Source organism: Martinezella sp. CNPSo 3890, from assembly GCF_057784455.1.
In genome coordinates this window covers 26616-49960 of record NZ_JBXSOR010000013.1, presented here as the reverse complement: position 1 = coordinate 49960, position 23345 = coordinate 26616, and the positions used below count along the sequence as shown (strand labels likewise).

The 23345-nt window shown below is 60.4% G+C and carries 24 protein-coding genes; 13 read left to right on the top strand and 11 right to left on the bottom strand.

The window, feature by feature from the left end; genetic code table 11:
• Positions 1 to 3: 3 nt before the first annotated feature.
• The 4 genes from AC13RC_RS24920 to AC13RC_RS24905 are packed head-to-tail and all read left to right on the top strand — an operon-like array spanning position 4 to position 5048.
• Positions 4 to 765 carry a TrbG/VirB9 family P-type conjugative transfer protein gene (locus AC13RC_RS24920; RefSeq protein ID WP_488558880.1) on the top strand — a complete coding sequence of 254 codons (762 nt, stop codon included), beginning with the start codon at positions 4 to 6 and terminating at the stop codon, positions 763 to 765.
• Complete coding sequence (virB10, locus tag AC13RC_RS24915; RefSeq protein ID WP_488558753.1) at positions 762 to 2009, top strand: type IV secretion system protein VirB10; 1248 nt, start codon at positions 762 to 764, stop codon at positions 2007 to 2009. The genes AC13RC_RS24920 and virB10 overlap by 4 nt, the downstream gene beginning before the upstream one ends.
• Complete coding sequence (gene virB11, locus AC13RC_RS24910; protein ID WP_488558752.1) at positions 1972 to 3000, top strand: P-type DNA transfer ATPase VirB11; 1029 nt, start codon at positions 1972 to 1974, stop codon at positions 2998 to 3000. Before virB10 ends, virB11 begins: the two co-directional genes overlap by 38 nt.
• Positions 2997 to 5048, top strand: a complete 2052-nt coding sequence (locus AC13RC_RS24905; RefSeq protein ID WP_488558751.1) for a type IV secretory system conjugative DNA transfer family protein — start codon at positions 2997 to 2999, stop codon at positions 5046 to 5048. The genes virB11 and AC13RC_RS24905 overlap by 4 nt, the downstream gene beginning before the upstream one ends.
• A 23-nt stretch (positions 5049 to 5071) precedes the next feature.
• Here the strand turns inward: AC13RC_RS24905 and AC13RC_RS24900 are convergent, their stop codons facing one another.
• Complete coding sequence (locus tag AC13RC_RS24900; protein ID WP_488558750.1) at positions 5072 to 5533, bottom strand: helix-turn-helix domain-containing protein; 462 nt, start codon at positions 5531 to 5533, stop codon at positions 5072 to 5074.
• Positions 5534 to 5662: 129 nt separating this feature from the next.
• On the opposite strand from AC13RC_RS24900, the gene AC13RC_RS24895 reads away from it, so the two are divergent.
• On the top strand, positions 5663 to 5926 hold the full coding sequence (locus AC13RC_RS24895) for a helix-turn-helix domain-containing protein (RefSeq protein WP_488558749.1): 264 nt from the start codon (positions 5663 to 5665) through the stop codon (positions 5924 to 5926).
• A gap of 375 nt (positions 5927 to 6301) precedes the next feature.
• Here AC13RC_RS24895 and AC13RC_RS24890 read toward each other — a convergent pair whose 3' ends face one another.
• The 3 genes from AC13RC_RS24890 to AC13RC_RS24880 form a co-directional block, all read right to left on the bottom strand.
• Complete coding sequence (locus AC13RC_RS24890) at positions 6302 to 6490, bottom strand: hypothetical protein (RefSeq protein WP_488558748.1); 189 nt, start codon at positions 6488 to 6490, stop codon at positions 6302 to 6304.
• Positions 6491 to 6502: 12 nt separating this feature from the next.
• Positions 6503 to 8767 carry a hypothetical protein gene (locus AC13RC_RS24885; RefSeq protein WP_488558747.1) on the bottom strand — a complete coding sequence of 755 codons (2265 nt, stop codon included), beginning with the start codon at positions 8765 to 8767 and terminating at the stop codon, positions 6503 to 6505.
• A gap of 125 nt (positions 8768 to 8892) precedes the next feature.
• Complete coding sequence (locus tag AC13RC_RS24880; protein WP_488558746.1) at positions 8893 to 9303, bottom strand: plasmid mobilization protein; 411 nt, start codon at positions 9301 to 9303, stop codon at positions 8893 to 8895.
• A 415-nt stretch (positions 9304 to 9718) separates the two neighbouring features.
• On the opposite strand from AC13RC_RS24880, the gene AC13RC_RS24875 reads away from it, so the two are divergent.
• The 3 genes from AC13RC_RS24875 to AC13RC_RS24865 are packed head-to-tail and all read left to right on the top strand — an operon-like array spanning position 9719 to position 12095.
• Positions 9719 to 10429 (top strand): ParA family protein, encoded by a 711-nt coding sequence (locus AC13RC_RS24875; RefSeq protein ID WP_488558745.1) that lies wholly within the window; start codon positions 9719 to 9721, stop codon positions 10427 to 10429.
• Positions 10426 to 10827: a hypothetical protein gene (locus AC13RC_RS24870; protein ID WP_488558744.1), complete on the top strand. Its 402-nt coding sequence runs from the start codon at positions 10426 to 10428 to the stop codon at positions 10825 to 10827. Before AC13RC_RS24875 ends, AC13RC_RS24870 begins: the two co-directional genes overlap by 4 nt.
• Positions 10824 to 12095 (top strand): DUF1173 domain-containing protein, encoded by a 1272-nt coding sequence (locus AC13RC_RS24865; RefSeq protein ID WP_488558743.1) that lies wholly within the window; start codon positions 10824 to 10826, stop codon positions 12093 to 12095. The genes AC13RC_RS24870 and AC13RC_RS24865 overlap by 4 nt, the downstream gene beginning before the upstream one ends.
• Positions 12096 to 12280: 185 nt before the next feature.
• Here the strand turns inward: AC13RC_RS24865 and AC13RC_RS24860 are convergent, their stop codons facing one another.
• Positions 12281 to 12766 (bottom strand): hypothetical protein, encoded by a 486-nt coding sequence (locus AC13RC_RS24860; protein ID WP_488558742.1) that lies wholly within the window; start codon positions 12764 to 12766, stop codon positions 12281 to 12283.
• Positions 12767 to 13267: 501 nt separating this feature from the next.
• Between AC13RC_RS24860 and AC13RC_RS24855 the strand changes: the two genes are divergently transcribed.
• Positions 13268 to 13543, top strand: a complete 276-nt coding sequence (locus tag AC13RC_RS24855) for a WGR domain-containing protein (RefSeq protein WP_488558741.1) — start codon at positions 13268 to 13270, stop codon at positions 13541 to 13543.
• Between the two features lie 116 nt (positions 13544 to 13659).
• On the opposite strand, the gene AC13RC_RS24850 is transcribed toward AC13RC_RS24855, so the two are convergent.
• On the bottom strand, positions 13660 to 13824 hold the full coding sequence (locus AC13RC_RS24850) for a hypothetical protein (RefSeq protein ID WP_488558740.1): 165 nt from the start codon (positions 13822 to 13824) through the stop codon (positions 13660 to 13662).
• A gap of 395 nt (positions 13825 to 14219) precedes the next feature.
• Here AC13RC_RS24850 and AC13RC_RS24845 point away from each other — a divergent pair, with 395 nt between their 5' ends.
• On the top strand, positions 14220 to 14498 hold the full coding sequence (locus AC13RC_RS24845; RefSeq protein WP_488558739.1) for an HU family DNA-binding protein: 279 nt from the start codon (positions 14220 to 14222) through the stop codon (positions 14496 to 14498).
• 46 nt (positions 14499 to 14544) lie between these two features.
• Here AC13RC_RS24845 and AC13RC_RS24840 read toward each other — a convergent pair whose 3' ends face one another.
• The gene (locus AC13RC_RS24840) at positions 14545 to 14856 is read right to left on the bottom strand and encodes a DUF736 domain-containing protein (RefSeq protein WP_488558738.1); all 312 of its coding nucleotides are present in this window, start codon (positions 14854 to 14856) and stop codon (positions 14545 to 14547) included.
• Positions 14857 to 15387: 531 nt separating this feature from the next.
• Here AC13RC_RS24840 and AC13RC_RS24835 point away from each other — a divergent pair.
• Positions 15388 to 15798, top strand: a complete 411-nt coding sequence (locus AC13RC_RS24835) for a SyrB-like regulator (protein WP_488558737.1) — start codon at positions 15388 to 15390, stop codon at positions 15796 to 15798.
• 164 nt (positions 15799 to 15962) lie between these two features.
• Positions 15963 to 16544 (top strand): hypothetical protein, encoded by a 582-nt coding sequence (locus AC13RC_RS24830; RefSeq protein WP_488558736.1) that lies wholly within the window; start codon positions 15963 to 15965, stop codon positions 16542 to 16544.
• A gap of 144 nt (positions 16545 to 16688) precedes the next feature.
• Here AC13RC_RS24830 and AC13RC_RS24825 read toward each other — a convergent pair whose 3' ends face one another.
• The 4 genes from AC13RC_RS24825 to AC13RC_RS24810 all read right to left on the bottom strand — a co-directional run bounded on the left by AC13RC_RS24825 (position 16689) and on the right by AC13RC_RS24810 (position 21542).
• Positions 16689 to 17621, bottom strand: a complete 933-nt coding sequence (locus tag AC13RC_RS24825) for an ArdC family protein (RefSeq protein ID WP_488558735.1) — start codon at positions 17619 to 17621, stop codon at positions 16689 to 16691.
• A gap of 290 nt (positions 17622 to 17911) precedes the next feature.
• A complete protein-coding gene (locus AC13RC_RS24820; protein ID WP_488558734.1) occupies positions 17912 to 18496 on the bottom strand; it encodes a hypothetical protein in 585 nt (194 codons plus the stop codon).
• 407 nt (positions 18497 to 18903) lie between these two features.
• Positions 18904 to 19767: a DUF7007 domain-containing protein gene (locus AC13RC_RS24815; protein ID WP_488558733.1), complete on the bottom strand. Its 864-nt coding sequence runs from the start codon at positions 19765 to 19767 to the stop codon at positions 18904 to 18906.
• Between the two features lie 83 nt (positions 19768 to 19850).
• Entirely contained in the window at positions 19851 to 21542 is a 1692-nt protein-coding gene (locus AC13RC_RS24810; protein ID WP_488558732.1) for a ParB/RepB/Spo0J family partition protein, read from the bottom strand.
• Positions 21543 to 22308: 766 nt separating this feature from the next.
• Between AC13RC_RS24810 and AC13RC_RS24805 the strand changes: the two genes are divergently transcribed.
• Positions 22309 to 23304 carry an aldo/keto reductase gene (locus tag AC13RC_RS24805; RefSeq protein ID WP_488558731.1) on the top strand — a complete coding sequence of 332 codons (996 nt, stop codon included), beginning with the start codon at positions 22309 to 22311 and terminating at the stop codon, positions 23302 to 23304.
• The last annotated feature ends 41 nt before the right edge of the window (positions 23305 to 23345 follow it).

Here is a 23345-nt window from a genome sequence, read left to right as displayed (position 1 = left end):
CCGATGGCCAAGGCCGCTGAGATACCGACCGCCGGCAGGCTTGACGCGCGCGTCACAAGCGTCGTCTACCAGCCGAACAATGTTGTGCGGGTGTTCGCGACCTACGGCATCTCGACCATGATCATCTTCGACGAAGATGAGAAATTCGAGACGATCGCTGTCGGCGATACCGATAGCTGGGACGTGGTTCCAACCGATAAGGGCAACATCCTCTTTGTTAAACCTAAGGCAAAAAACGTCTCGACCAACATGAATGTCGTGACGACGAAGCGCATCTATTATCTCGAGCTCAACGATTTTGCCCCGGAAGACAACAAAAAGGTCTTTGGTATCCGTTTCGTCTATCCGGACAAAGATCTGAACGCTTCGCTGCGCAAGGAAGCCGAGGCGCGCGTTGAATATCCCAATATCTCCGGCATCGACAAGGCCAACGTCAATATCGACTACTCGTTCACGGGTGCCGCAACCTTGAAGCCACTGACGGTCTTCGACGACGGTAAAAAGACCTTCTTCAAGTTCGGGCCAAAGGTGCCGGCGATCTTCGCCGTTAATGCCGATTTCACGGAAACGCTGCGCAACTTCCGCCGAGAGGGCGACTACATCGTCGTCGACGGTACAGCGACGCAATATACGCTCCGAGATGGCAACGTCTGGACCTGCATCTTCAATCTGAGGAAACCGGATCTCGGCAAGCCCGATCGGGCCGTGATGGGTCCAGCCCTCGATGACAAGGCAACGATCCGCAGGAGGAGTGGCAACGGATGACACGGTCGCCCGAACTGGAAGCCATGCTGGACGTAGACGAGATCGAGGTGCGTGACAGGCGCGCCCGGCGAAAGCAATTACTAGGCGGAGCGGCCTTGCTCATTGGCGGCGCTGCACTCGCTTACGTCGTCGTCTTCGCGCCGCAGAAGCATCCACAAGATGCGCTGAAGGGTGATGAAGAATTTTCCACCACCACCTTCCGTCCGCCCTCTTTCCTCAGAGATGAGCAGAAGGCCGAGCAGAAGCCGGCGGACAATATCATCCAACTTCCCGAGCCACCCCCAGAAAAAAAGGACGAGCCTGCCGATACAACGCAGTTTGATGTCCCGCCACCCCCCATCTCGTTGCCGCAACCGCAAGAGCAGCAAGCGCCGGCCGAGGCATTCCCGAAACGCTTCCTTTCCAAGCAAATCGTCGTCGATTCCACCAAGACCGACACTGGAGGTCAATCTTTGACTGGCACTAACGGGGAAGGCGGCCCAACAGTGGCAGGCGAGGATCGCAACAGCAAATTCCTGGCGACGGCATCTGCGATCGGCGACCGATCGGCCAAGGCTCGGCAGATTGGCCGGCTGGACGCCGCGATTCCCGAGGGAACTTTGATCCCCGGGATATTGGAGACCGCCATCAACAGCGACCTGCCCGGTCAGATTCGCGCTATCACCTCTGAAGACGTCTACTCCTTCGATGGTCGACGTGTGTTGATTCCGACCGGAACCCGGCTGATTGGCGAGTACCAGTCCGACGTCATTCGCGGCCAGAAACGCATATTCGTCATCTGGACGCGGCTCCTCCGTGACGATGGCGTTTCGGTCCGCCTCAACAGTATCGGAACCGACAGTCTCGGGCGGTCCGGTCTGACAGGGGTCGTCGACAACAAGTGGCGCGAGCGCTTTGGGTCCGCCATCCTGCTTTCCATCGTCGGGGCGGGCTCGTCCTACCTTACTGGCTACGGGAGCGGACAATATTCGACCAGTGGAAACGGCAACAACGAATCCGATTCCGACCGCGCCGCCGAACTTGCGCGTGAGACGATTGCCCAGACATTCTCGAACATGGCCAACCAGGCCCTCAGCGAGAACCTTCGTATCCCGCCGACCATCAGCGTCCACCAGGGGGAGCGCATCTTCGTCTACGTCCGTCAGGACCTCGACTTTTCCGCCATGTATCCGGACCCGGTCGAGGAAGCATTGAAGGAGATCAAGCATGAGCGAGGCCTCGATCAGGGTCGCGGTGTCAGGTAGCGACCCGTATTACTTCCTGAAGCGTTCGCTGGCACCGTTGGCTGCCTTCCTCGAAGATCCCAAGGTCGTCGAGATCTCCGTTAATAGGCCCGGGGAAGTCTTCGTTGAACGTCTCGGCGCTGATCACATGGAGTTTTATAAGGTCCCTGCGCTGACATCGGTCGAGATCGAGCATATTGGCGAGCGGGTCGCTGCTGCCAGCAACCAATTCATCAGCCGCATCAACCCCCTGTTGAGCGCTGCCCTTCCCTCCGGTGAGCGCATTCAGGTCATCCTGCCACCGGCCGCCCCGGACGGCGGCGCCCTCTCGATCCGAAAGCAAGTAATCAGCGATTTTACCCTTGCGCAATACCGCGACAGCGGCGCGCTCGACAAAGTGGCCGTGACCGTCGGCGGCCTAAGTGAGACCGAGCATAAGCTGATAGCGCTTCTCGAAGCCGACCGCATTCATGGTTTTATTGAAACCGCAGTGCGAGAACGGGTCTCGATGTTGATCAGTGGCGGAACGTCAACGGGCAAGACAACATTCCTCAACGCCTGCCTGAAAAGCGTCGATGAACACGAGCGCATCCTGACGCTCGAGGACACCCGCGAGCTCTTTCCGCCGCATCGCAACAGCGTCCATCTGCTCGCCTCACGCGGCGATCAGGGCACTGCCCAGGTGACGATCCAGTCGCTCCTGGAAGCTGCGCTGCGGATGCGGCCGGACCGGCTGTTCGTCGGCGAGGTCCGCGGCGCGGAAGCCTTTGCCTTCCTCCGGGCGATCAACACCGGCCATCCCGGCAGCATGTCGACGGTACATGCCAACACACCGATGGGTGCCTATGAGCAAGTCGCTATGATGATGATGCAGGCCGGCATGTCGTCCGGCTATTCGAAGCCGGATCTGATGTCTTACATCAGGATGGTCATTCCCATCGTCATCCAGCTACGCCGCGACGGCGGCCGCCGTGGTGTGTCGGAGATCTACTATGCCCGGCGCGCGCCATGAGCAGATCCTACTTTGTCGTCTACCTCCTTTTTTGTGTGCTGATCGCCATCGCGGCGTGGATGCTCAGCTACAGCCTGGTCCTTCAGGTCGTTTGGAAGGACGGGCGGATCCTACACCTGATGACGACGAGCAAACCGTTTGCACCGATCCAGCAGTTCATCGCCTATTCCGGAAGCCGCCAATTGCAACTTGTGGCGGCCGCCTCGCTCGTCCCGGCGATTTGTGTTGCCGCCGCGGCGGCGATCTTCGGGCTACGCCGCCCATCGAACCCGCTTGGCGACGCGGCATTTCAGGACATGGCGTCGTTGCGGCGCGGCGGTTGGTTTCGCAAGGATGGACACATTCTTGGGCGGCATGGTCGGCAAATCCTTCGGCGTCGGGACGATCGCCATCACTTGGTCATCGGCCCGACGCGATCCGGCAAGGGTGTCGGATATGTCGTTCCCAATGCCCTGATGCACAACGGATCGATGATCGTCACCGACCTGAAAGGGGAGATATTCGCGCTGACCGCGGGCTATAGGGCGAGTACCGGCAATTCGGTGTTCCTGTTTTCGCCGGGCGCGGCGAAGACCCATCGTTGGAATCCGCTCGACTTCGTACGCTCTGACCGCGGCAGTCGGACGATCGATATCCAGAACATGGCAAGCATCCTTATCCCCGAAGCTCTCGGATCGGAGAATGCCATCTGGCAGGGGATCGCCCAGCAGGTCATCGCCGGCGTCATCAGCTATGTGCTCGAAAGCCCCCATTACAAAAATCGCCGCAATCTCGGCGAGGTCAACGGCTTCTTCAATTCCGGCATCGACCTGCAGGTGCTGATGAAGCTGATCAAGGAAAAGGAAAGGTATCTCTCCCGATTCACCACCGAGAGCTTCAATGCCTATATCGCCCTCAACGAGAGGGCGGCTCGCTCGGCGCTTCTTGACATCCAGAAGGCACTCGCCCCACTTCGCAACGAGCGTGTAGTAGCGGCAACCAGCGTCACGGATATGGACCTCGCCTCGCTGCAGCGTCGGCCGGTCACAATCTATGTGGCACCGAACATCACCGATATGACCATCCTGCGGCCGCTGCTGACCCTGTTCGTCCAACAGGTGATGGATCTCCTCACCCGTGAGCACAATCCCGGCGCCCTTCCCGTCTATTTCCTGCTCGACGAGTTTCGGCAGCTAAAAAAGATGGACGAGATCATGAACAAGCTGCCCTACGTCGCCGGCTATAACATCAAGATGGCCTTCATCATCCAGGACCTGAAGAATCTCGACGAGATCTATGGAGAGACCGCCCGACATTCGCTGCTCGGGAATTGCGGCCTGCAGCTGGTCCTCGGCGCCAACGATCAGGCCACTGCCGAATATGCATCACGTGCGCTCGGTAAGCGCACCATCCGCTATCAATCGGAGTCGCGCACCCTTGAGCTGCTGGGATTGCCACGCCGGACAAAGGTCGAGCAGATCCGTGAGCGAGATCTGATGATGCCTCAGGAGGTGCGACAGATGCCGGAGGATCGGATGGTCCTACTCGTGGAAGGCCAGCCGCCGATCTTTAGCCAGAAACTCCGATATTACGCCACTCAGCCGTTCAAGCATGCTGCAGATATTGCGAACCGGCATCCAGTCGAAATTCCAGAGGTGGAATTCGTCGCGCCGCTTTCCGTGCCGGCTACGACCCGGGAGTACGACATTACGTCGGCGTCGCCGGGTGAAGGACACGTGGAAAGCGTGCTGCAAATCTCCGGCATGACTGAGCGGGCGCCCGAACCTGAAGCCACGGAAAAGAAGATCGCGCGATCCGTCCCGCGACGATCAGCGTTGAGGACAAGGAAAGCGGTACCGGTATCGAATGGTAACTTCGGCGATACCGCGGACGATTTGCAGGCGCGCGCGGAAGCGAAACTGGTGCCGACCGCCGATCGATTGACGTCGGCGATCAAGAAATCGCTTGCCGCATCGTCCGGCGCTCCCGCGCCGCGGCGAAAAGCCATCCAGGATATCCTGGCTGTGACAGTCCCGGATGCCGTCGAGATCGGTCTCGAAGAGCGGTGACGCGTGAGAATGCGCGAGATGCTTCATCGCTGCACGCCTACCGCCTGGTTATTCCCTTCGAAATCGGCTGCTGCACCACCGTTATTGGCTGCAATGGCGGTGATCATGGCCACGATCGACCTTCTCAGGTCCGGCTTGTCTATTTTCAGGAACGCATGGTTCAGCGCAAGGCCGTCAGCCGACGAGATGAAGGCTGCAAGCTCCGCCGGCACGCCATCTCGCCGATCACTCATTTGCGGTGCTGGTGATAAAACGCCGTCGAAGAAAAATGACTCAGGCGCCTGCAGAACTCCCGCCATTGTTCGAAGTCGGCTGGCGCCCACCCGGTTCGCGCCTTTTTCGTATTTCTGGATCTGCTGAAAGCTGATCCCCATTGCGCTCGCCAGATCACCCTGCGTCATTTTCAGCACGCGCCGACGCAGGCGTATCCGCGCCCCCACTTGGACATCGATCGGATCCAATCCGGTCGCCTTTTTTGGCACCATTCTCTCCTGTTCTGGTAGCGGTTCCCAAGTCACAGCACTCGATCTTGATGCGCGAGCGAGACGGCTGGAGTACCAGTTTACATACTATAGTTGATAAACTTAAAGTATGTAAACTGCCATCAGTGTCGCATGGACATGCGCAAACTCGTTGGTCAGAATTTTGCTCGCCTGCGCCGCGAGAAGGGCCTTACGCAGGAAGAGGTGGAAGTGCGGTCCGGTTTTAGCCAGCAATATCTCAGCGGACTTGAACAGGGCAAACGGAACCCGACGGTGGTGACGTTGTATCACTTGGCGCAGGCCATCGGAGTCAGCCACGAGGAGCTAGTCAAAGCGGTGGCGGAGCAAAACAAGCGTAATAGCCGTCGCAATGGTGCCTTGGTACAAAAAGGATGAAGCTCTCGATTTCCGGTCGATTGTTTATTAGTTGGAGGTCTTCATTCAGCTCCGTGTGAATCATGACACTTTCGAATAGGCCGATAGGATAATCGGGCCATGGCGTATTACGAGAACGCCAATCGGAGGTCGGGTCGGAACACGTGTTTAGGTGGAGCATTAGTCAATGTCTTTGACTTGCGTTGATGGATCAATGGAGCAGTTCACGACAACTCACGCCGCGCCAACGCAGCCGAACAAAGCATCCTTCCTTTCCGACAGCGTCATCCTCGCAGTTGCTGAGTGAAAGACCTAAATGGGAGTCGAGATAACTAGGGGTCCATCTTGATCGAGGCAGGGATGCCGGCGGACGTAGTTTAAAGGCTTCTAACTTCTTCAAAACGGCAGCGAAGCTATCGCGAAGTCCCACCATGTTGCGCCATGTCTAAATGTCACCGTGAGGGCATGGTCTATGATGCCGACAATCATCACCAGCCAGAAGATGATCGCGAACCACTTTGCCAGAACGTCCTCGGACTTGTGCGCCTTCTCGGGATTGATGATGATCCTTCGCTCGTCCCGCATGGATTTCGTCTCCTATCGATCCCGATCGTCGTGGTCGCGCTCACGCCGCTCATCGGCTTCCCGCTGAAGCTGGTCAAGCCGCAGCACATGCTGTTGAGCCGGATCGGTCCGCGTGGTGTCGCCTGTGCGAGCGGTTGCGTTCGCGCGACGTCCTTCCGGCCGGTCGCCCGGCGGCTCATCTGGCTCGAATGTGCGGTCTCCATAGTCTCTGGCATTGCTGATCTCACCTTCGGCCTCTTCTCTCGATCCAGCATGGAAGCCATCGTTTCCTCCGACTTTAGGCCTGGCGCGACGTTCTACAGATTGCTCCGCAGTCTCGATCGCAAGCTTGAGCTCCTCGTCGACCTCGGCGATTTCCCGGATCAAGGCGTTTCCTGCAGCACCGAGTTCGCCGGCGCGGGTCAGCTCCCGATTGAGATTTTCCTGAAGCGATGCCTTGTCGGCCCTGATCTCTTGCTTGTCAGCACGTTCGATTTCCTCGCGATAGCGCTCCACCTCGACCATGATCTGGTTGGCCGCTTCGACTGTACGCAGGCCATGCCGCTGGACAGCATCATTCCACCGGACGGAGGGATCGTCGTCCCGATCGCGCAGTTGAGGATCCAGCTCTTGTTCACCTTGTGTCCTCTGCTCGGACAGTTCCATCAGCTCACGCCGGACATTGACGTGGTCCCGGGCGGCAGTGGCGATCTCGTCGAAGCTCGCCCGCTCCTCATTCGGCATCACTCGCTCGGCCTGAAACAATGCCGTTTCCACACGCTTCTCATAGGCCTCAAATTCCGGCCGGCTCATGTGCCGCATCTTCTCATCCTCCGAAACGACTTTCTGCAATGTTACCAGATGAGTAACAAATTGCGAGTGTGATTTCGTATCGAGCGAAGCATCGTTAACCCTCCCTACCTCTGTTGAAAGAGCTGCTTCCAAGCGATTAGCGCGGCGATATGCGAATTCAGAAGTGACTGACCTGGCTTTTTGGGTCGCCACTTCCTTCCAGCTCTCCATAGCGCGACGAGTATACTGGACGCTCGCCCCTGTACGGGCAATGTTCTCCTTGTCGAGCCGCTTCGCCCGATAACGGCTGTCAGCCGCCTCGCTCGTGCCCTCATGTTCCGTGCGTCCCCGCCGGCTCGTCGGCCTGACCTGATTTCTATTATAAGCCGGCGCACTTGCCCACTCGCGCCGGTCAGTCATTTCCATCCTGATCCCGTGTTCGCGCGCCTTTTCCGCCATTGTCACTCGCCAGCGCCGGAAAGACTGGATCGTCGTCTCGACCCTATCGCCTGCCTCAGAACGCATCGCGACGATTGCGTGGACATGTACATGCGGCCGTTTTCCGCCGGCCTCCTCCGCCTTCGGATCTCGTGAAGGATCGTGCAGCGAGAAAACGTAGCGGTGGCCAGCAAATTCGTGCGCCAGGAAATCCCGTGCCGCTGCCTGAAACGCCTGAACGTCGGTGCCCGCCCGCGCCGACATGATGAGGTGCATGACGTCACGTGGCTTGCGACTATGAAGCAGATCGCGCCATTCGAGCTGCACCAAATCTCCCGCCTGCTTTGCATCGGCGATCGTCTCGCCCCGGTCGTTTTGAACAGCGCTGTCATTACGCTCGACCAGATCGCGCAAGCGGCTGGTGCCGTAATCGGTGCCATTGCCGTAACCAGCAAAGCGGAAAGTTCCTCTGCCCTCGACCCCATCTCCCTCTGCGTCAATCCGCGTTTGCACGAAGCCCGACGCCTTGCTGTCGCCGGTCAATCGTTCGCCCGAGCTGTCGCGCAGAACTGCGACGCCTTCGATCTTGATCCTTTCGTCGCCGTCCCCGCGACCGACGGCAAAGGCGAAACTGCGATCCCCTAGCCCTCGTTTCAGTAGCGCCCGAGCCACGTCATAAGGATCAGCGCCAGAGATAGAAGGCGCGTCCATCTCCAGGCTAAAGGTACCGATGTCCCGGCTCTCCACCCGGTTCTTCATCAGGTGGTTCCATTCGCCACCGATCTCGGACAACTGATCTCGGCCCCGCAACTCTTCGCCGCGCTCGTTCTCGACGACCACATCCCCATTGCGGGAGACGTAATTGATAATCGCACCAAGCCGAGAGCCGCCTCCAAAGGATACCATCTTGACGACTGCGGGCTGGCTGCCTGAAGCAAGCGACTGGAAGCGGGATCGCATAGACGGTTCCGCCAGTGAAGGCAGCCTTTGTCCTCCAATGCGCGCAGAAGACCAGCGCAAGCCGGTATGGGCTCCCTTTTTCCCGAACAGGGGCGAAGCCGCCGACACTGCGCCGCCACGCCGGCGCCGCTCCTCGTCGTCGCCAGGTTTGCCGCGGCCGAGCAAGCGCTCGTGAAGCATCGCAGCCCGACGCCGCTCCCAATCGCTCTCGAATGCTCCAAGAAAAATCTCCATCAGGCGTTTCCTCGCCTGCGCAGGGCGCCCCGCGCTGCGAACCGGCGCAGTTCGATCACGATCGCGGCGGCCACACGCTGAACCTCACCAATCGACACGGAGAGATCGGGAGACGAAACACCTCGCGCCCGGTGCAGGCCTCTGGCAAGCTGATTGAGATTGACGCCGATCGATCGCATTTCCGCGCCGAGCATCTCGATGACCGCCCGGTCCTCGTCTGTAAGGAAGGGCTGAACACCTGCGCCTTCCAACGTCAGCGACCGAACGAACGCGGATAGGCTCAGGCCGGCGGCGGCTGCCGCATGCTCGATGGCAGCAAGCTCCGATACGCTAAACCGGGCATGCACGACCCGATCCTTCCGCTCGTCTCCCCTACCCACGCTCACCGCTACGCCACTCTCTGCCGCCATCCTACTCTCCTCTTCAGGGAGGGCCGCAGGCGCCATCGACGGCTCGTCCGTCGATTGTCAGCAAATTTGTATCACAAATTTGCGTATCCTGCCAAACAGAATGTAACTCATTTGGTATCATTATTCAAGCCGCGTTCAGGTCGACAGAAGGCCGGGACTATTTTCCTTGAACGGCAAAACACGATGCCATTTGTGCAAGCGGTCTGTACATTCACCTTGATTATTTCTACGTATAATCAACCTATTGATGTCGATCGCTTCCGATTTAGAGATGCGGCGAGCAGTCCAGGAAGGGAAACGCATACTAGAGGCGATGGACCATGGAATGGGTATGATGGCCCACATTTTTAGTTGACTCATATATTACCTATTGCGTTATATTATCCGAAACGAGATGCGAGGAGATAGTGAGCCAATGGGCAGGATCTATGCAGCCGTCAGCAATAAGGGAGGCGCGGGCAAAACCACGCTCGTAACATTGATGGCAGGCGAATACGCGTTACGAGGCGAGCGTGTGCTCTTGATTGATGCCGACAGCCGGCAGAACCTCTCAGGCTGGTGGCGACTCTGCCATACCAAGCAAAACGTGCCGGCCAGCATGGAAGTCACGACGGCCTCGACATCCCGCACACTCGATACGGCAATCGGTCGCTTCGAGGGCTCCTTCGATCTCGTCATCATCGATGCCCCCGGGGTCGACAGCTCGCTGCAGACGAATATCATCCGGGCCGCAGAGCTTGTCATCTCGCCGATCCAGCCTGCCATTAAGGAAATCGAGGCTGCGGGCCAGGCCGCAGCAATGGTCAACGAGATCAACGACAACACCGGTTTGCAAATCCAGCATCTCAATGTCCGCACGCGCGTGACCATCCCCGCCAGAAACCTCGAAGCCTATCGTTATATCAGACCCTTTGTGGCAGGCCTGCAGGAGGCTGATTATCGCACCGCGCTTCTCGAAACCGAACTCTTCGAGCGGAATGTCTATCGTGAAATCCAGAACGGCCTCGGAACACTGCAGATGCAGGAACTGACGGAGACCGTCAGGAAGGCGCGCACCGAGGTTCAGGCTCTAGTCACCGAAATCGAAGATAAGCGCTCGACACATCTTAAGGATGTCGCCGCATGAACAAGTCGAACCTGGCACTCGGCGATTTCATCATTGCGGCGCGCAACGCCGAGCCGAAACGGGTAGACGGTGAGACCACCGAGGACGAGACCACAGATAGCGATAGCGTAACCCCGGAAAGGATCGCGGAGAGGACCGACCGGAAGGTTCTGCCAAGATTGACGGACGACGCGCGACGCCAAAAGGCAATGACCGCCGCCATCGTAAAGGAAGACGCCCGTCTTGCGCTGCGCAATCTCAAACGCGCGAAAGAGCGCGAAGCCAAGTTCTACGTCAACGTCGCCTTGGACTACGGGACCAAGGCACGGCTGAAGAAGGCAGCGCACGAGAATGATGTGAACATGACGATCATCATGCAGGTGGCGATCGACGCCTACCTCAAGGAGAACGGATATTGAAGTCTCCACCCGCAACCATCGATGATGAGCAAGAAAGCGTTGCCGGCTCGGACACACAAGCGGGACGGGTACGAAGGTTCCGGATCGGCGGGGAGATAGTCAACAGCGACGATAAGCGCCTTCCCACCATTCTGGCGGCTGCCCACCGGGCGAGGCAGCGCCCAATTTGCCAATGCCGGGCGTTAGGTGTGCCGATGTATATTGCCCGGATCGGCGACCAGTTGGTCATCAAGCGTATGCCGTTGTCGGGCGGGGACCACGACCAAGCTTGTGCGTCCTATGAGCCTCCCTATGATCTGACGGGCCTTGGAGCCCTGATGGGCAGCGCAATCAAACTGGACGCGGAAGCGGGAACGGCGGCGGTCAAGCTGGATTTTGCACTTTCGAAGCGCGGCCCGCCCGGAAGCTCGGCGGCGGGCGAAACCAAAAACGACAGCGTGAAAAATGAGGGCAAGCGGCTGTCGTTGCGGGCACTTTTGCATCTCCTTTGGCATGAAAGTGGGCTTACCGAGTGGACCGCACATTGGAGCGGCAAGCGGCATTGGTGGCAGGTCTACAACCATCTGCTGGAAGCCGCGGGCATCCTTTCAGTCCGTGGCGAAGCGCTGTCGGAACGTCTCTACGTGCCGGAACCGTTCCGAGCCGAGGACAAGGCGGCGATCGAACAGCGGCGTGCGCGGGCCTTTGCCTCGTTAATCGGACAAGGCGGCGGTGCGAGAAGGCTCATGCTTCTTGTAGGCGAGGTGAAGGAATTTGGAGCAGCGAGGAGCGGCCAGCAGGTCATCATCAAGCATATGCCCGGTTTTCGGCTGCTCCTTGATGAGGCGGCCTGGCGGCGACTGGAGCGGCGGTTCGAGACCGAGCTCGCCTTGTGGCGAAGCGATGACAGATCCCACCTGATTGCCATTGCTACGATCGAGGCCAGTGCAGCCGGGCTGGTCATGATCAACGAGATGGCGGTCATGACGGTAACTGAGCAATGGCTGCCTATCGAGAACGCGCACGAGGAACGGCTGCTCGGCAGGTTGACCCGCCTGCGGGGCAAGACGGTGAAAGGGTTGCGTTTCGATCTGCCGTCAACGTATCCCATCGCAAACGCGATCCTGCCAGAGGCGCGCCCTCGGCCGGCGGCTTTCTATATCATTCCGCCGAACGCCGACCATAAGTTTGAAACATTGCTACACGAGATGATTGAAGCGCGATCGGACATGTCTGCATGGATTTGGCGAGTGGCGCAAGGCGATATGCCAGCCTTACCCTGGGAATAGAATTGAAGGCCGCCGAAGCCTCCGATTCGGCGTAGGACATCGAGCCACCGGCTAACCTGAAATAACCATAGACGTGTTGAGTGATGCGGCTTTGTCCGACTTCCGTCACCATCGCCGGCTGGTCGATCGGCCGACGATGCTCAAACATGAGAGGCAAGCGAGGGACGTCCGAAGCGGTTGGCGCATCAATCGTAGACGACGCGTGCGATGCTAATGGCGATGCCCGTCTCGCTGCGGATCGCACGGACGATCGGAGCCAGCATGCCCAGTTCGTGATCGGTTAGGGCGACAAGGCTGGGATAGCTGATCTCGATGCCATCGCAATCGGCCGAGAGCGCATAGTGCCATTCGCCGCCGTTCACACGGTACTCGTGTGTGTCGTAGTCGATTTCGAGGTCATCGAGGAGCGTGATCGTGAACCGCGCGAGGCATTCCTCTTCGCCCTGAAGCTGGAAGGCGGTGAAACCTTCCTCGTCCGGCTCATTGGCAAGCTGGCGCTCCAGCCCCATGATGGACTGCACCTGCGCAATTGCGCACGCCAGTCCCTCGATGAGTCCGTCATGCAGTTCGAATAAGAATTGGTCCTCGCAGCCGATGCGATTGGCAAGGACGATAAGTTTGAAGCCCGCAAGCCCTGCGAGTTGATGGACGTAGTACCAGTCATTGGACATATCAGTGCCTCCTTTCCGTCTCTGACGAAAAGGAGCCCGCACCGTAGCCGCGAGGGGTCAGGGATCGCGGAACGCGACCGCCAGCGGCGGCAAGCGGAGGAACCAATTTTCTGGCGACGGCCCGAAGGGATGGCGGCTGAAAATTGGAGGGGCCGCGCCGTCCTTGACGCCGGAGGGGCGGGTGCACAATGGGACGTCAGAGAGAGATAGACCACGGCGCCCCAGGCGCCGTGTCCGTATCCGGCGTTCAGCCGGCCACAGTCTACCCTCGGCCGTGATCGCGGAAACTTTGCGTCGCAAGTGCGGTCACCGCGAGAGGGGCGTGACCCGAGGGGCGGAGACCCTTGCGGTCTCCGTGAGCGACGGCGAATAGCACCGTCCGCCGCAGGCGGCTCGCCCGGATCATCCGGCGACTACCCATCATCAGCATGAATCAATCGGGACCGAGCGATTCAAATATGTCGTTGGACGCCGAGTCTGCCTTCCTCAATTCTGCGTGTCATGATTGCGCAATCTTACCAGCTTTATGTCGAACGCATCGACGCCAGGAAGAACATGGCGCGGTATTACGCGATGTCGATCGAGCCCAACCTGTTCGGCGAGGCCTGCCTGATCCGTCGATGGGGCCGGATCGGTTCCACCGGCCACAGGCGGGAACATCATTTCGCGCAGGAAGAAGAGGCGGTCAGGCTCTTTCTTCAGCTTCTGCGAAAGAGAAGGTCGCGCGGATACAGGCCGAAACCGCATGTGCGGCAAGATGCATCGGATGACCGATAGCAAAAGGCAGTGCCGTGGAGGTGGATGTGTCCCCATGCGGATGGCGAAGCGAAAGCTTTGGCCGGAAACGCCGGTCGACCCGGCGTGTTCGGCCAGCCGACGTGGCAATAGCCGCCTCAGAAGGGCGGCTCGGCGTCGATGACACCCTCTTGTTCGGCGATGATCACCGCCAGCTCGGCGCGAGCCAGCTCCAGCTCGATTTCGATCTCGCGGCGCTCGACCAGGTCGAACGCTTCGCGCAGTTCGAGTTGAAGCTCTTCAATGTGTTGTTCCAGAAGCATCGTCGTCTCCTTGACGTTTGTGAAAGACGACGCACGCAGTCGTGGGGGCGTGGCGGGGTCAAGGATCGCGGAACGCGACCGCCAGCGGCGGCGAGTGGGGGTGCCGATTTTGTCGGAGTGCAGGGAACCGGAGCGGAGGCAAAATTGGGGGCACCGCTCGTCCTTGAGGCCGTCATGCGCCCATGGCACCCTCGGACGGACTGAGCAGACATTTCCTGTCCGTATCGCACCCGAACGCGAGGGCGGGCTCGATGCCCGTCTTCGGGTTAGTGGTACGTGATCAGTTGAAAAACTCTGGAGATCCTGGGCTTGCGAACGATTTGCCGCAGCGTGTCGATGACAGGTCCGGTCGGCGATGGCAGGGATTCTGCATCTGATACGATGCGGAGAAGAAAATGACCACGACCAACGAAATCGCCGACAAGATTGCAGGCGAACATGGCCTCACCAAAGTCCAGGGAAAAGCGATTGTCGAGGCGGTAATCGCTTCGATTACCGAGGCGGCCGTTGCCGGCAACGAGACCTCGCTGCCAGGCTTCGGCAAGTTCAAGGTAAAGACGACGCCGGAGCGCGAGGCGCGCAATCCGTCGACCGGCGCGACCATCAAGGTCGCCGCCGCCAAGAAACTCAGCTTTCAGCCGGCCAAGGCCTTGAAGGATGCGCTTAACAAATGACATGACGAAAGCCCCGCTCGATCGAGCGGGGCTTTCAATTGGCTGATCAGCGGCGCGTGTTGCGCGACCAGATGAGCTGCAGACCTTCCTGGCCCTGGACTTCGGTCAGCGTGGCGTAGATCGGAGCGGGGAAGCTCGGGTCATCAAGCTTGACCGAGATGTAGTCGCGCTCGCTCTCCCGGGCCTGCTTCTGCCACCCGGCTCCGAACTCGACATTGCCCGCCAGAACCCTGAAATCCGGTGCGTCGTCGGAAGAGCGTTCGACGCGGACGATCTTGGCCTTGACGTTGAGGTTGAGGGTTTTGATGGTGCCGGAAAAGCCGTTATCGGAAGCGGTGAAAGAGCCGATGGTTGCCATTGTCGTGATCCTTTTCAGTTGCTCGGGCCGCGCCCATCGCGGTCTCGATGGCTGTCGATGGGACCGGAAACGATCGGGCCGCACCCTCGGGCCGTAACAAAGTGGAGGACGGCCTTTAGCCGAGGCTTTCTTGCCTCGCGAGGAATGGCGGCGTCAGCCGTCAGGGGAAGAAAACGAGCAGGCCGTTGCGGGAGGACGATCGAGCCGAGCCTGCGAGGCGGTTTTTGGTCAGACAAGCCGCATCGAGACCGCAGTGGGCGAGCCGCGGCTTTGAGAAGACACGACACTGGCAATTGGAGGCAGACACGCGATCCCAAGACGCAGGCCAGCACACGGGCGTTCAACCTAAGTGGCTGCTTAACGTGGGTGCAAGCCATGTGGATAACCGGCGCCCCGTGCCACTTTGGCCATCGAAATAATCCTAACATGGCGGCACCTCAAGGACCGATAGCACGCGAAAACATGGGTTCCCGCATTGACTTTAGGTAACGGCATATCAAAAGCTTTCCCGCCTGACAGAGGAGAACACTGATGGCCGACGAAACAACGATTGAGACAACTGCGACGACCGAAGCTCCGGACGTAGCTCCCGCTGAAAAGAAGACCCGCAAGCCGCGAGCGCCGAAAGCAATCGCTGAAGCCACCACCGTCGATACTGCCGCTGCACCTGCTGAAAAGCCGGCCAAGAAGACGCGTGCGAAGCGCGGCTCCAAGACGGCTCGGGTCAAGGCTGAAAAGGCGGTCGCACCGAAGACGACCGCCACTCGCGCACCCCGCGTTGCCCCTGCTGCTTCCGCTCCTGTCGCCACTCCTGTTGACCTCGTTGACGATATCGCCGACCTCATCCAGCTTGAGGAAGAGAATAAGCAGCTTCGCAAGGAGCTCTCCGAAAAGCTGCGCGCCGAGAATGCAGATCTGCGCAAGCGCCTTGGCAAGGCCTGAGTTCTGGTTTCGAGCGGCGCCACGTATTTCCATGCGATGGCGCCGCCGATCTTTCGTCCGACTGAGCCGAGATCAATGCGGTTTTATTGACAATGAGATGACCGCGGCAATGTCCCGGCTGCCATGCTTGGAAGGTAAATGTGATGAGAACACCATGGAGATTTGTGGCTGACCTGGTGTCGCGGAAACCGAGAGCAAATGGGCATGATGGGAGTTCGGCAGTCGAACCGAAGACCATTGCTCTCGAATACAAGCTTGCCCCCGAAGAGGAACAACCTGTCCTCGACGGGACTACAGTTGACCACTCCGCTCTGCCCAGCTCCGAGGCGCAAGTCGAGGCAAGCCTACCCAAGGCAGATGTCGGTCCGACTGAAGCTGGAACAGGGCCATCAGTTGCAGCAGAAGCTCCCGCGGTCGCGGCCGGTATCGAGGAACCCGCAAACTTCCCCACCTCGCTACAGCTTGAGGAGAAGTCGCCTGCTCCTACGCAGACCCAAGCTGTCGAAGCACTCGTGAAGCGAGCGTCGGCACGTCGAAAGAACGTTGAGCCGATCGTGGAGCCGACGGCTTCGACCGTAACTGAGCTAGAGGAACCTCCTGCCGTTGCAGCCGGCCCAAAATCCTTGACGGATGAGATGGCCGACCTCGATGCAGAAGTCGACGCGTTGCGACGTCAGCTTGCAAAGAAGCTCATCGAGCAGAACAGGCAATTGCGCAAGATGCTCGCGAGGTTCGACGTGCGCTAATCGCGCGTGGCCATTCCGATAAGGGAAATGCTCCGCCGGCGATATCAATCTGGGGAAGCTGGATGCTGACCGCGCGCAAGGGCTCAAGGTTTAACGGCATATGGATCAGGCGGCCGCGACCGGCGGTGGCGACCGCTCTTGAGCTTAGGCCGCAGCCTTCGCACCCGCTTCCGGCTGCAGCGAATGCAGGAAGCTCACGGCCCGTTGCGCCTGCGCCGCTGCCTGGACGATAAATCGCTTGTCGTTCTGCAGGACCGAAAGCCACGACGCAATATAGCTCGCATGATCCGGTCTCGGCTCCAGCTCCGGAACGACACCGAGATCGGCGGCAAGGAAGACGGCGCCGAGCTCGGCGATCAGTTCTTCACGGGCCCGCTCCGAGCGATCCTTGGCATAGCGCGAGAGATCACGATCGAGCCGGTGGGCCGCCCCAGCCCAATGGATATGCTCATGGGCAAGGGTGGCATAATAACTCTCGAGGTCTCTAAAGGCTTCGATCGGCGGCATCTGGATAATGTCCGGCCCCGGTGCATAGAAGGCGTTGCTTCCGCCGTGACGAATGACAGCGCCGGTCGCCCGGAAAAATGCATCGGCATGGTCAAGGCGCGCGACGGGCTTCGAGGGTGCGAGATCGGACCGGGCGCCGTAGCCTTCGGGAAGCCCATCGATCTGCTCCAGATTGAAAACGGTATAGGCTTTCAGAAATGGGATGTTGCGCTCGATGTCCTCGCCATTGCCGTCGGTTTCGGTTTTGGTGATGCGGTTGGCGTAGACGACCATCGAGCCGGTCTCGCCCTTGCGGACATTGCCGCCGAGCGCAAGCGCCTGGCGAAACGTCATCCACATTGCCGAACCATAGCCGCGTCTTGTGGCCGCCGACCAAAGAAGGAGGACATTGATGCCGGAATAGGGTTCTCCGTTGAAGCGCAGCGGGCGAGACACATAATTGCCAAGACGGGCGGACCCCCATGGCTGGATCCAGGGGCGCACGCCGCGTTCAAGTTCGGCAATCACGATATCGGTGATGCGCGCGTAAACGTCCGGGCTGTTTTCGCCCTTCTGACTTGTCTTCTTCATTGTGCTGTCCTTCCAATTTTCGCAGACCGCGCCGATCGCGGTCCGTCACGGCGGTCGGAGAGCGCGGGGCGGAGGCGGCGCACCCGGCCGGAAGCCGTGTCTGTCATCGTGGAAGGTGATTGCCGGGCCGGAACGGCAGTGGAGGACGGCTTGCCCGTTGCGCCGACACCTCTCCGTCCCGCGCTAGACCGTGACCGGGGAAGGACCGTGATCGGTGGGAACTGCTTGGTCGCGACACGAAAAAAGGCCGGCGTTGTGCCGGCCTTCCGATATGAGGGGAAGTCTGCCGTTCAATCGAAGGCAGACATTTGTAGCGTGGCCGCCTTCTGGTCGATCGAGGCTGACGGTGCCGCGACACCGGTGCGCTCGTAGGGTTTCCAGACCTCGCCGGTAATCTCCTCGTAGGCGCGGACCGCGCCCTCGGCTGCCATGCGCAAGACGTGGGCCTGCAGCCCCATGTCGGCGGCGAACTCGCGCTTGCGCTGGGCGCGGCTGTCGAACCCGACCGGGCCTTCGAGGTCCTCATCGCGGAACTCGCTGGCAAGCTTGGTGGTGAGGTCGCGTGCCTCGCTGACCGATCGGCTGTAGAACTGCCCGGCGCCGTAGGCGGAGCCGATGAAGGAGCCGACCATGCGCTGCATGTGGATCTGCATGGCTTTTTCGCCGAGCCCGTCCTTCAGCGCCTCGGCACTATCGATCAGCTGGCTGCAATGGAGGTCGCGAATGCCGTCGCTGTCGATGACGGGAAGGCCGAAGCTTTCGGAGATGCGCAGTGCCTGAGCGGTGTCGGGGCAGGAGTGGCGAACCATCTCGAGAGTGGTGGCGCGCTGGGCGGCGGGACGGGCTTTCGGGGCGGAACGGTTGAGCGATGCCATGATCGGTGTCCTTTTCGGTTCGGTTGAGCAAAGCCCGAGGATCCGTTCATCCGGTGCTGTCCCTCGGGTGCGGTCGACACGGACCGGGCAAGCGGCCCGGCCCAAGGCCAGGACGATGCGGGCAAGCGAGGTGGGGTTGCGGAGGCCGCGGACCGCAACGCGGTCTGCGGAAAACGCGGCCGCGACTTGCGCCGCACGCGTCGGGACTGCCGCCTGCGGCGCGGCACGCGGCCTTTGACCGGGATGCGTCCGGTTCAGACCGCAGCAGAACCGAGGGGCTGCGCGCGATGAAGCGCATGGATACTGCTCGACCGGACCGACTCGACGCAAGCCCATCGCCTGACGCCTCCCATCTAGAAGCGCTCCCGTCACCGTCGCGCGATGACGGGTGACGGGCACTCGCCCGACTACAGCTCGGTCCAACCGGCAAAGCTTGATGGTCCGTCGTACGGCCGGTCCTGGTCTTCGTCGATCACGAACCCGTGGAGACCGATGTCGTAGCGCTCTTCGGCGACCAGGAAGCGGCGTTCGACCGGCGCCTGCCCGGCATTCAAGACCGGGTTGCCGGACCGCCGGCCGCCAAGGGTTGCGATACACTCGACGAAACCTGGATGCTGGTCCGACAGGATCGCCGATATGACCACCCACCGATGGGCATTGTCGGCATTGAACCGTTGCCGGTCCCTGCCGCGGGACTGGCCAGGCTGAAGGGATGTGCCGTGAAGTGCTTCCCAAGCCTCAGGGTAAATGTGACGGAGCACCTCCTCCGCCTGGCGCTTCTCCAGGTCTGTGAAGAGATCCGGAAAGATGACAGCGATGGCCGCCCACGCGCAATCTTCCTCGTAAAACCCGTCCTTGGTCCGCAACGACGCGGGGATCGCGGCATTGCGCTCCGGCGAAACGGCAAAGCCACCGTGGCTCGCCGTCTGATGAGAAACGATCCCGACGCCATAGGCGACGGCAATGTGCGAGGGACCCCAGGGTGTTGCAACCCGCGGCTGGATCGTTCGTCGGTCGAGAGCTGCGAGCTGCCGGCGATGGGTCGCCCAGTCCTCGACAAGCGCGCGAAAACTCTGCTCGTCGACAGGCGCGTTCCTGCCATCATGGAAATCGGCACTACACCAGTCTTCGATCGGGCCACGAAGCCCCCAGGCTTTTACCAGGTGATAGCCAGCCTCGTGCGGGACCATGGCGAAGGCCTGTTCGCCGACGCGCGCAGCCAGCCACCCGTCACGGGTGCGGCCGTATCGTGCAGAGGAAAAAACGGACATTGTTTGCTCCCGTCCATGCGATGGAAAAAGAGCGCCGCCGGACGGGTGTCGGGCGGCGCTGAGCGAGACAAGATTGGGTGTTGCTATTCCGCGGCCTCTCGGAAGTCGCTCTCATCGGCAAACTCGGGCTGAGCAACCTGCGGACCGGCCGGATGATCGTGATGATCTTCGCCCTCCTCCGCCAATGCGGCATCGCGTTCTCCGAAGGCGGCGGCAAAGGCCTGGACTTCGTTGGCAGCAGGCGCGATCAAGGCTGCCGGATGTACGAAGCGGTCTTGGGCGAAATGCGCCGCGACAGCCGCACGTGTTTCCTTGAGCTTGCTGGCGATGGCGACGCCGGCTTCACTCGCTACCGCCTCCAGCGCGCTGCGCGACAGGCAGGAGAGGAACTCTTCCGTCGCGGTGTTGACCAGAAACTGATCGGCTCCGATCGCCTCGCCGGCGATGCGGGCGACAATGCCGCTGTCGGAGCGATTTCGCCGGCACGACATGACGTCGATCAGGAGCGAGCGGGCGACCTGCTGCAAAAGATCGCGATCGAAGGCCAGCCTGCCGTCGCTACCGATGAGGGTGGCGGCATGCCGGCGGCCGTTGGCATGGCCGTAGGGATTGTCCGCCGAGCCGCTGGCAATCGACACGTTCGTGCCGGCGAAGGCAAGGATCAGGAGCGCCATCAGCGTGTCGTCCTCGATCGGTGCCCTGGCGAACGCCTCATGCAGCGCGTCGGTGCGCAGGTCGCCAATCATGTCGAGACCCTTCTGCGTCACATCGGGCCGGACCTTCGGGGCATCGACTTCGTCGACCACGGTCTCTTCGCCGCCCTCGCCCTGGACCGTCTTGGCCTTCTTCTCCGGCAATCGATAGGCGACCGACTGAACGGACCCATCGCGCGGATTGATGTACCAGCCCGTATTGTCGCCCTTGCCTGGCTTGCCGTAGACCTGGTTTGCCTTGGCCGGGAGCTTCGGCTGGCCCCAGTCATTGACTTCGATCACCGTCCCACGTTTCGGCAGGTTGCTCGAAAGCCACTCTTGCTGGGCGCCAAGGAAGGCTTCGACATCGGTCGTATAGCGGCTGTCGTCGTCGGCCGGAGCAAACAGATCCTCCTGCCAGACGATGCCGTAGGCGGCGGCAAGCTCCTCGCCAAAGCGCGCATCCTTTGCCAGCATCCGGGTCTTGGTGAGCGCGCGGGCCATGTCCCACCACGACATCTGCTCACCCTTCTTCGGCTTGTATTTCTTCCAAACCTCTGCCTGTTCCTCGTGGCTGGCGGCCGCGATCGTGCGCAGTTGCTGTTCGTTCGGCATATCGCCGCGCGCCATCTGGTCGAGGATCGCAGGCAGGATATTGGCAAGCAGGCGTAGCTTGCGGATTTGGCGCGTGCCTAGCGTCAGCGCCATGGCAATCGATTCCTCCGTCCAGCCGAGCGCGACGAGCCGTTCGATGGCACGCCATTGGTCGACGGGGTTGAGCGGCTCGCGGGCGATGTTTTCAACAAGCGACTGCATGGCGCCGAGATCGTCGCCCGGCTCAGCCAGGAGAAGCGGAATCTCCGCAAGATCGGCGACAATCGCCTGGGCGGCGCGACGATGCCCGAAGACAATGACATAGCTGTTGCCGCCCTCCGGATCGAGCCGGACGACCGGCGGCTGGACGACGCCGATTGCCTTGATCGAGGCGCAGAGAAGCGCGTCTGACTGTGGCGAAGATTTCGACTGGCGTGACCTGTCGGGATTGTCCTTCAGGCTGCGCGGATCGGCTGAGATCAGGTGCATGGGAGATGTCCTTTCGAGTTGGGGGACAGGCTGTCCTGTTTTTTTCGTCTTCTTCTTTGCGAAGACATCTTTGCGACCGCCGGCCCGGACGATGGCTGCAAATGCGATCGAGCACGGCCGGTCTGCGCTCCGGCGGGGTCTCGACCTGCAGCGGAGCGCGGGCCTGCCACTGCGATGATCGCGTTTGCGCGGCAGCAACAGCCATAGGCCGGGCCTGCGAACGGGTGACTTTCCTTCTTCCTTCAATTCGTGCTTGAGCGTGGCTCCGCGCGCGATCGGCTTCCCCGGGCGCATCGGCGATGCAGACAAGGTTCCGACGAGAAGCGGCGGAATTTGCGGGGAAGAAGCGTATCGGAGCTTTCAGCATCGCGCCGCGCGTCACGCGCGGGAAAGCGGGAATTCGCGTCACGTGACGGGAGCGAACAAGGGCAGCCGCAGGAGCTTCAGCATCGCGGTCCGAAGGAGAAGCGGGATCGACTGCCCCGCTCCCGGCATGTTCCGCTCGACCACCCGTAATCGAAACGTAACGGAGGATGTTTGAGCCCTGAGACCGCCGGCCGGGGTCAGGTCGGTCCGATCTTAAGGTCGCCGACGCAGCGCGATCCGACCTATGCGACCGCCGAACAAAGCGACGAGCAAAAGTCGATTGTTCAGGGCATCTACACAGCTCGTTATCATTAAGCGCTCTTATCTTTACGACCCGCAACCAATAACATGACGAGCGCGAACCAAACTTGAATGCAATTCTCGCGCGACAGGACACATTATGAAGACCCGAAAGCTCGGACACGACCTCTCTGTATCGGCGGTTGGCCTTGGCTGTATGGGGATGAGCTTTGCTTACGGCGCCAGTGACGAGAACGCGGCGATCATTGCAATTCGCCGCGCCGCCGACCTCGGCGTAACGCTCTTTGATACCGCAGAGATGTACGGACCGTTCACCAACGAAAGGCTCCTTGGCCGCGCGTTGAAGCCGATCAGAGATGGCGTCGTGATCGCGACCAAGTTCGGATACAAGCTCGACCCGAACAAAGCCGGCGGCGCGGCGGTCTTGGGTGTGGACAGCCGGCCGGAGCACGTGAAGGCGGTTGCCGAAGCGTCATTGGGACGACTTGGCGTCGAGGTGATCGATCTCTTTTATCAACACCGCGTCGATCCGAACGTGCCCATCGAGGATACCGTGGGTGCAATGGCGAGACTTGTCGACGAGGGAAAAGTCCGCGCGCTCGGTCTCTCCGAGGCGTCCAGCTCGACCATCAGGCGCGCCCACGCTGTCCATCCGATAGCAGCGGTCCAGACCGAATATTCACTCTGGTCTCGCGATCCGGAAACGGACGTCCTTTCGACCTGCCGGGAGCTTGGGATTGGATTTGTGCCCTATAGCCCTCTCGGACGCGGTTTTCTGACCGGTACCATTCAAAGTATCGATGATCTGAGCGCCGATGACCTGCGGCGCAATATGCCGCGCTTTCAAGCGGGTAATTTCGCAACGAACGCGCGGATAATTGAAGGGCTGACGGCGCTTGCGAAGGACAAGGGCGCAACCGCCGCGCAACTCGCTTTGGCGTGGCTTCTCCATCAGGGAGATGACATCGTTCCCATCCCGGGCGCCCGCAAGCTCGACCATCTCGAACAAAATATAGCGGCCGCCGAGATCGTACTTTCCGCTCCCGAGATCGCTGAAATCTCAAGGCTGGTTCCTGTCGATAAAGTGGTTGGAGAGCGCTACCCTTCCGCCGCCCTCGCAACGCTTAACCTTTAGCTGGGTTCGCCGTAGGCATAGGCATTGGCCGACAAAGAGCT

Excerpts from the sequence above, each read along its gene's own strand:
- virB10 (WP_488558753.1), top strand. The coding sequence starts at position 762 with ATGACACGGTCGCCCGAACTGGAAGCCATGCTGGACGTAGACGAGATC.
- AC13RC_RS24880 (WP_488558746.1), bottom strand. The coding sequence starts at position 9,303 with ATGGCGGCAGAGAGTGGCGTAGCGGTGAGCGTGGGTAGGGGAGACGAG.
- AC13RC_RS24895 (WP_488558749.1), top strand. The coding sequence starts at position 5,663 with ATGGACATGCGCAAACTCGTTGGTCAGAATTTTGCTCGCCTGCGCCGC.
- AC13RC_RS24890 (WP_488558748.1), bottom strand. The coding sequence starts at position 6,490 with ATGCGGGACGAGCGAAGGATCATCATCAATCCCGAGAAGGCGCACAAG.
- AC13RC_RS24850 (WP_488558740.1), bottom strand. The coding sequence starts at position 13,824 with ATGCTTCTGGAACAACACATTGAAGAGCTTCAACTCGAACTGCGCGAA.
- AC13RC_RS24855 (WP_488558741.1), top strand. The coding sequence starts at position 13,268 with ATGATTGCGCAATCTTACCAGCTTTATGTCGAACGCATCGACGCCAGG.
- AC13RC_RS24875 (WP_488558745.1), top strand. The coding sequence starts at position 9,719 with ATGGGCAGGATCTATGCAGCCGTCAGCAATAAGGGAGGCGCGGGCAAA.
- AC13RC_RS24815 (WP_488558733.1), bottom strand. The coding sequence starts at position 19,767 with ATGTCCGTTTTTTCCTCTGCACGATACGGCCGCACCCGTGACGGGTGG.
- AC13RC_RS24870 (WP_488558744.1), top strand. The coding sequence starts at position 10,426 with ATGAACAAGTCGAACCTGGCACTCGGCGATTTCATCATTGCGGCGCGC.
- AC13RC_RS24805 (WP_488558731.1), top strand. The coding sequence starts at position 22,309 with ATGAAGACCCGAAAGCTCGGACACGACCTCTCTGTATCGGCGGTTGGC.
- AC13RC_RS24900 (WP_488558750.1), bottom strand. The coding sequence starts at position 5,533 with ATGGTGCCAAAAAAGGCGACCGGATTGGATCCGATCGATGTCCAAGTG.
- AC13RC_RS24840 (WP_488558738.1), bottom strand. The coding sequence starts at position 14,856 with ATGGCAACCATCGGCTCTTTCACCGCTTCCGATAACGGCTTTTCCGGC.
- AC13RC_RS24860 (WP_488558742.1), bottom strand. The coding sequence starts at position 12,766 with ATGTCCAATGACTGGTACTACGTCCATCAACTCGCAGGGCTTGCGGGC.
- AC13RC_RS24905 (WP_488558751.1), top strand. The coding sequence starts at position 2,997 with ATGAGCAGATCCTACTTTGTCGTCTACCTCCTTTTTTGTGTGCTGATC.
- AC13RC_RS24920 (WP_488558880.1), top strand. The coding sequence starts at position 4 with ATGGCCAAGGCCGCTGAGATACCGACCGCCGGCAGGCTTGACGCGCGC.
- AC13RC_RS24845 (WP_488558739.1), top strand. The coding sequence starts at position 14,220 with ATGACCACGACCAACGAAATCGCCGACAAGATTGCAGGCGAACATGGC.
- virB11 (WP_488558752.1), top strand. The coding sequence starts at position 1,972 with ATGAGCGAGGCCTCGATCAGGGTCGCGGTGTCAGGTAGCGACCCGTAT.
- AC13RC_RS24835 (WP_488558737.1), top strand. The coding sequence starts at position 15,388 with ATGGCCGACGAAACAACGATTGAGACAACTGCGACGACCGAAGCTCCG.
- AC13RC_RS24820 (WP_488558734.1), bottom strand. The coding sequence starts at position 18,496 with ATGGCATCGCTCAACCGTTCCGCCCCGAAAGCCCGTCCCGCCGCCCAG.
- AC13RC_RS24825 (WP_488558735.1), bottom strand. The coding sequence starts at position 17,621 with ATGAAGAAGACAAGTCAGAAGGGCGAAAACAGCCCGGACGTTTACGCG.
- AC13RC_RS24810 (WP_488558732.1), bottom strand. The coding sequence starts at position 21,542 with ATGCACCTGATCTCAGCCGATCCGCGCAGCCTGAAGGACAATCCCGAC.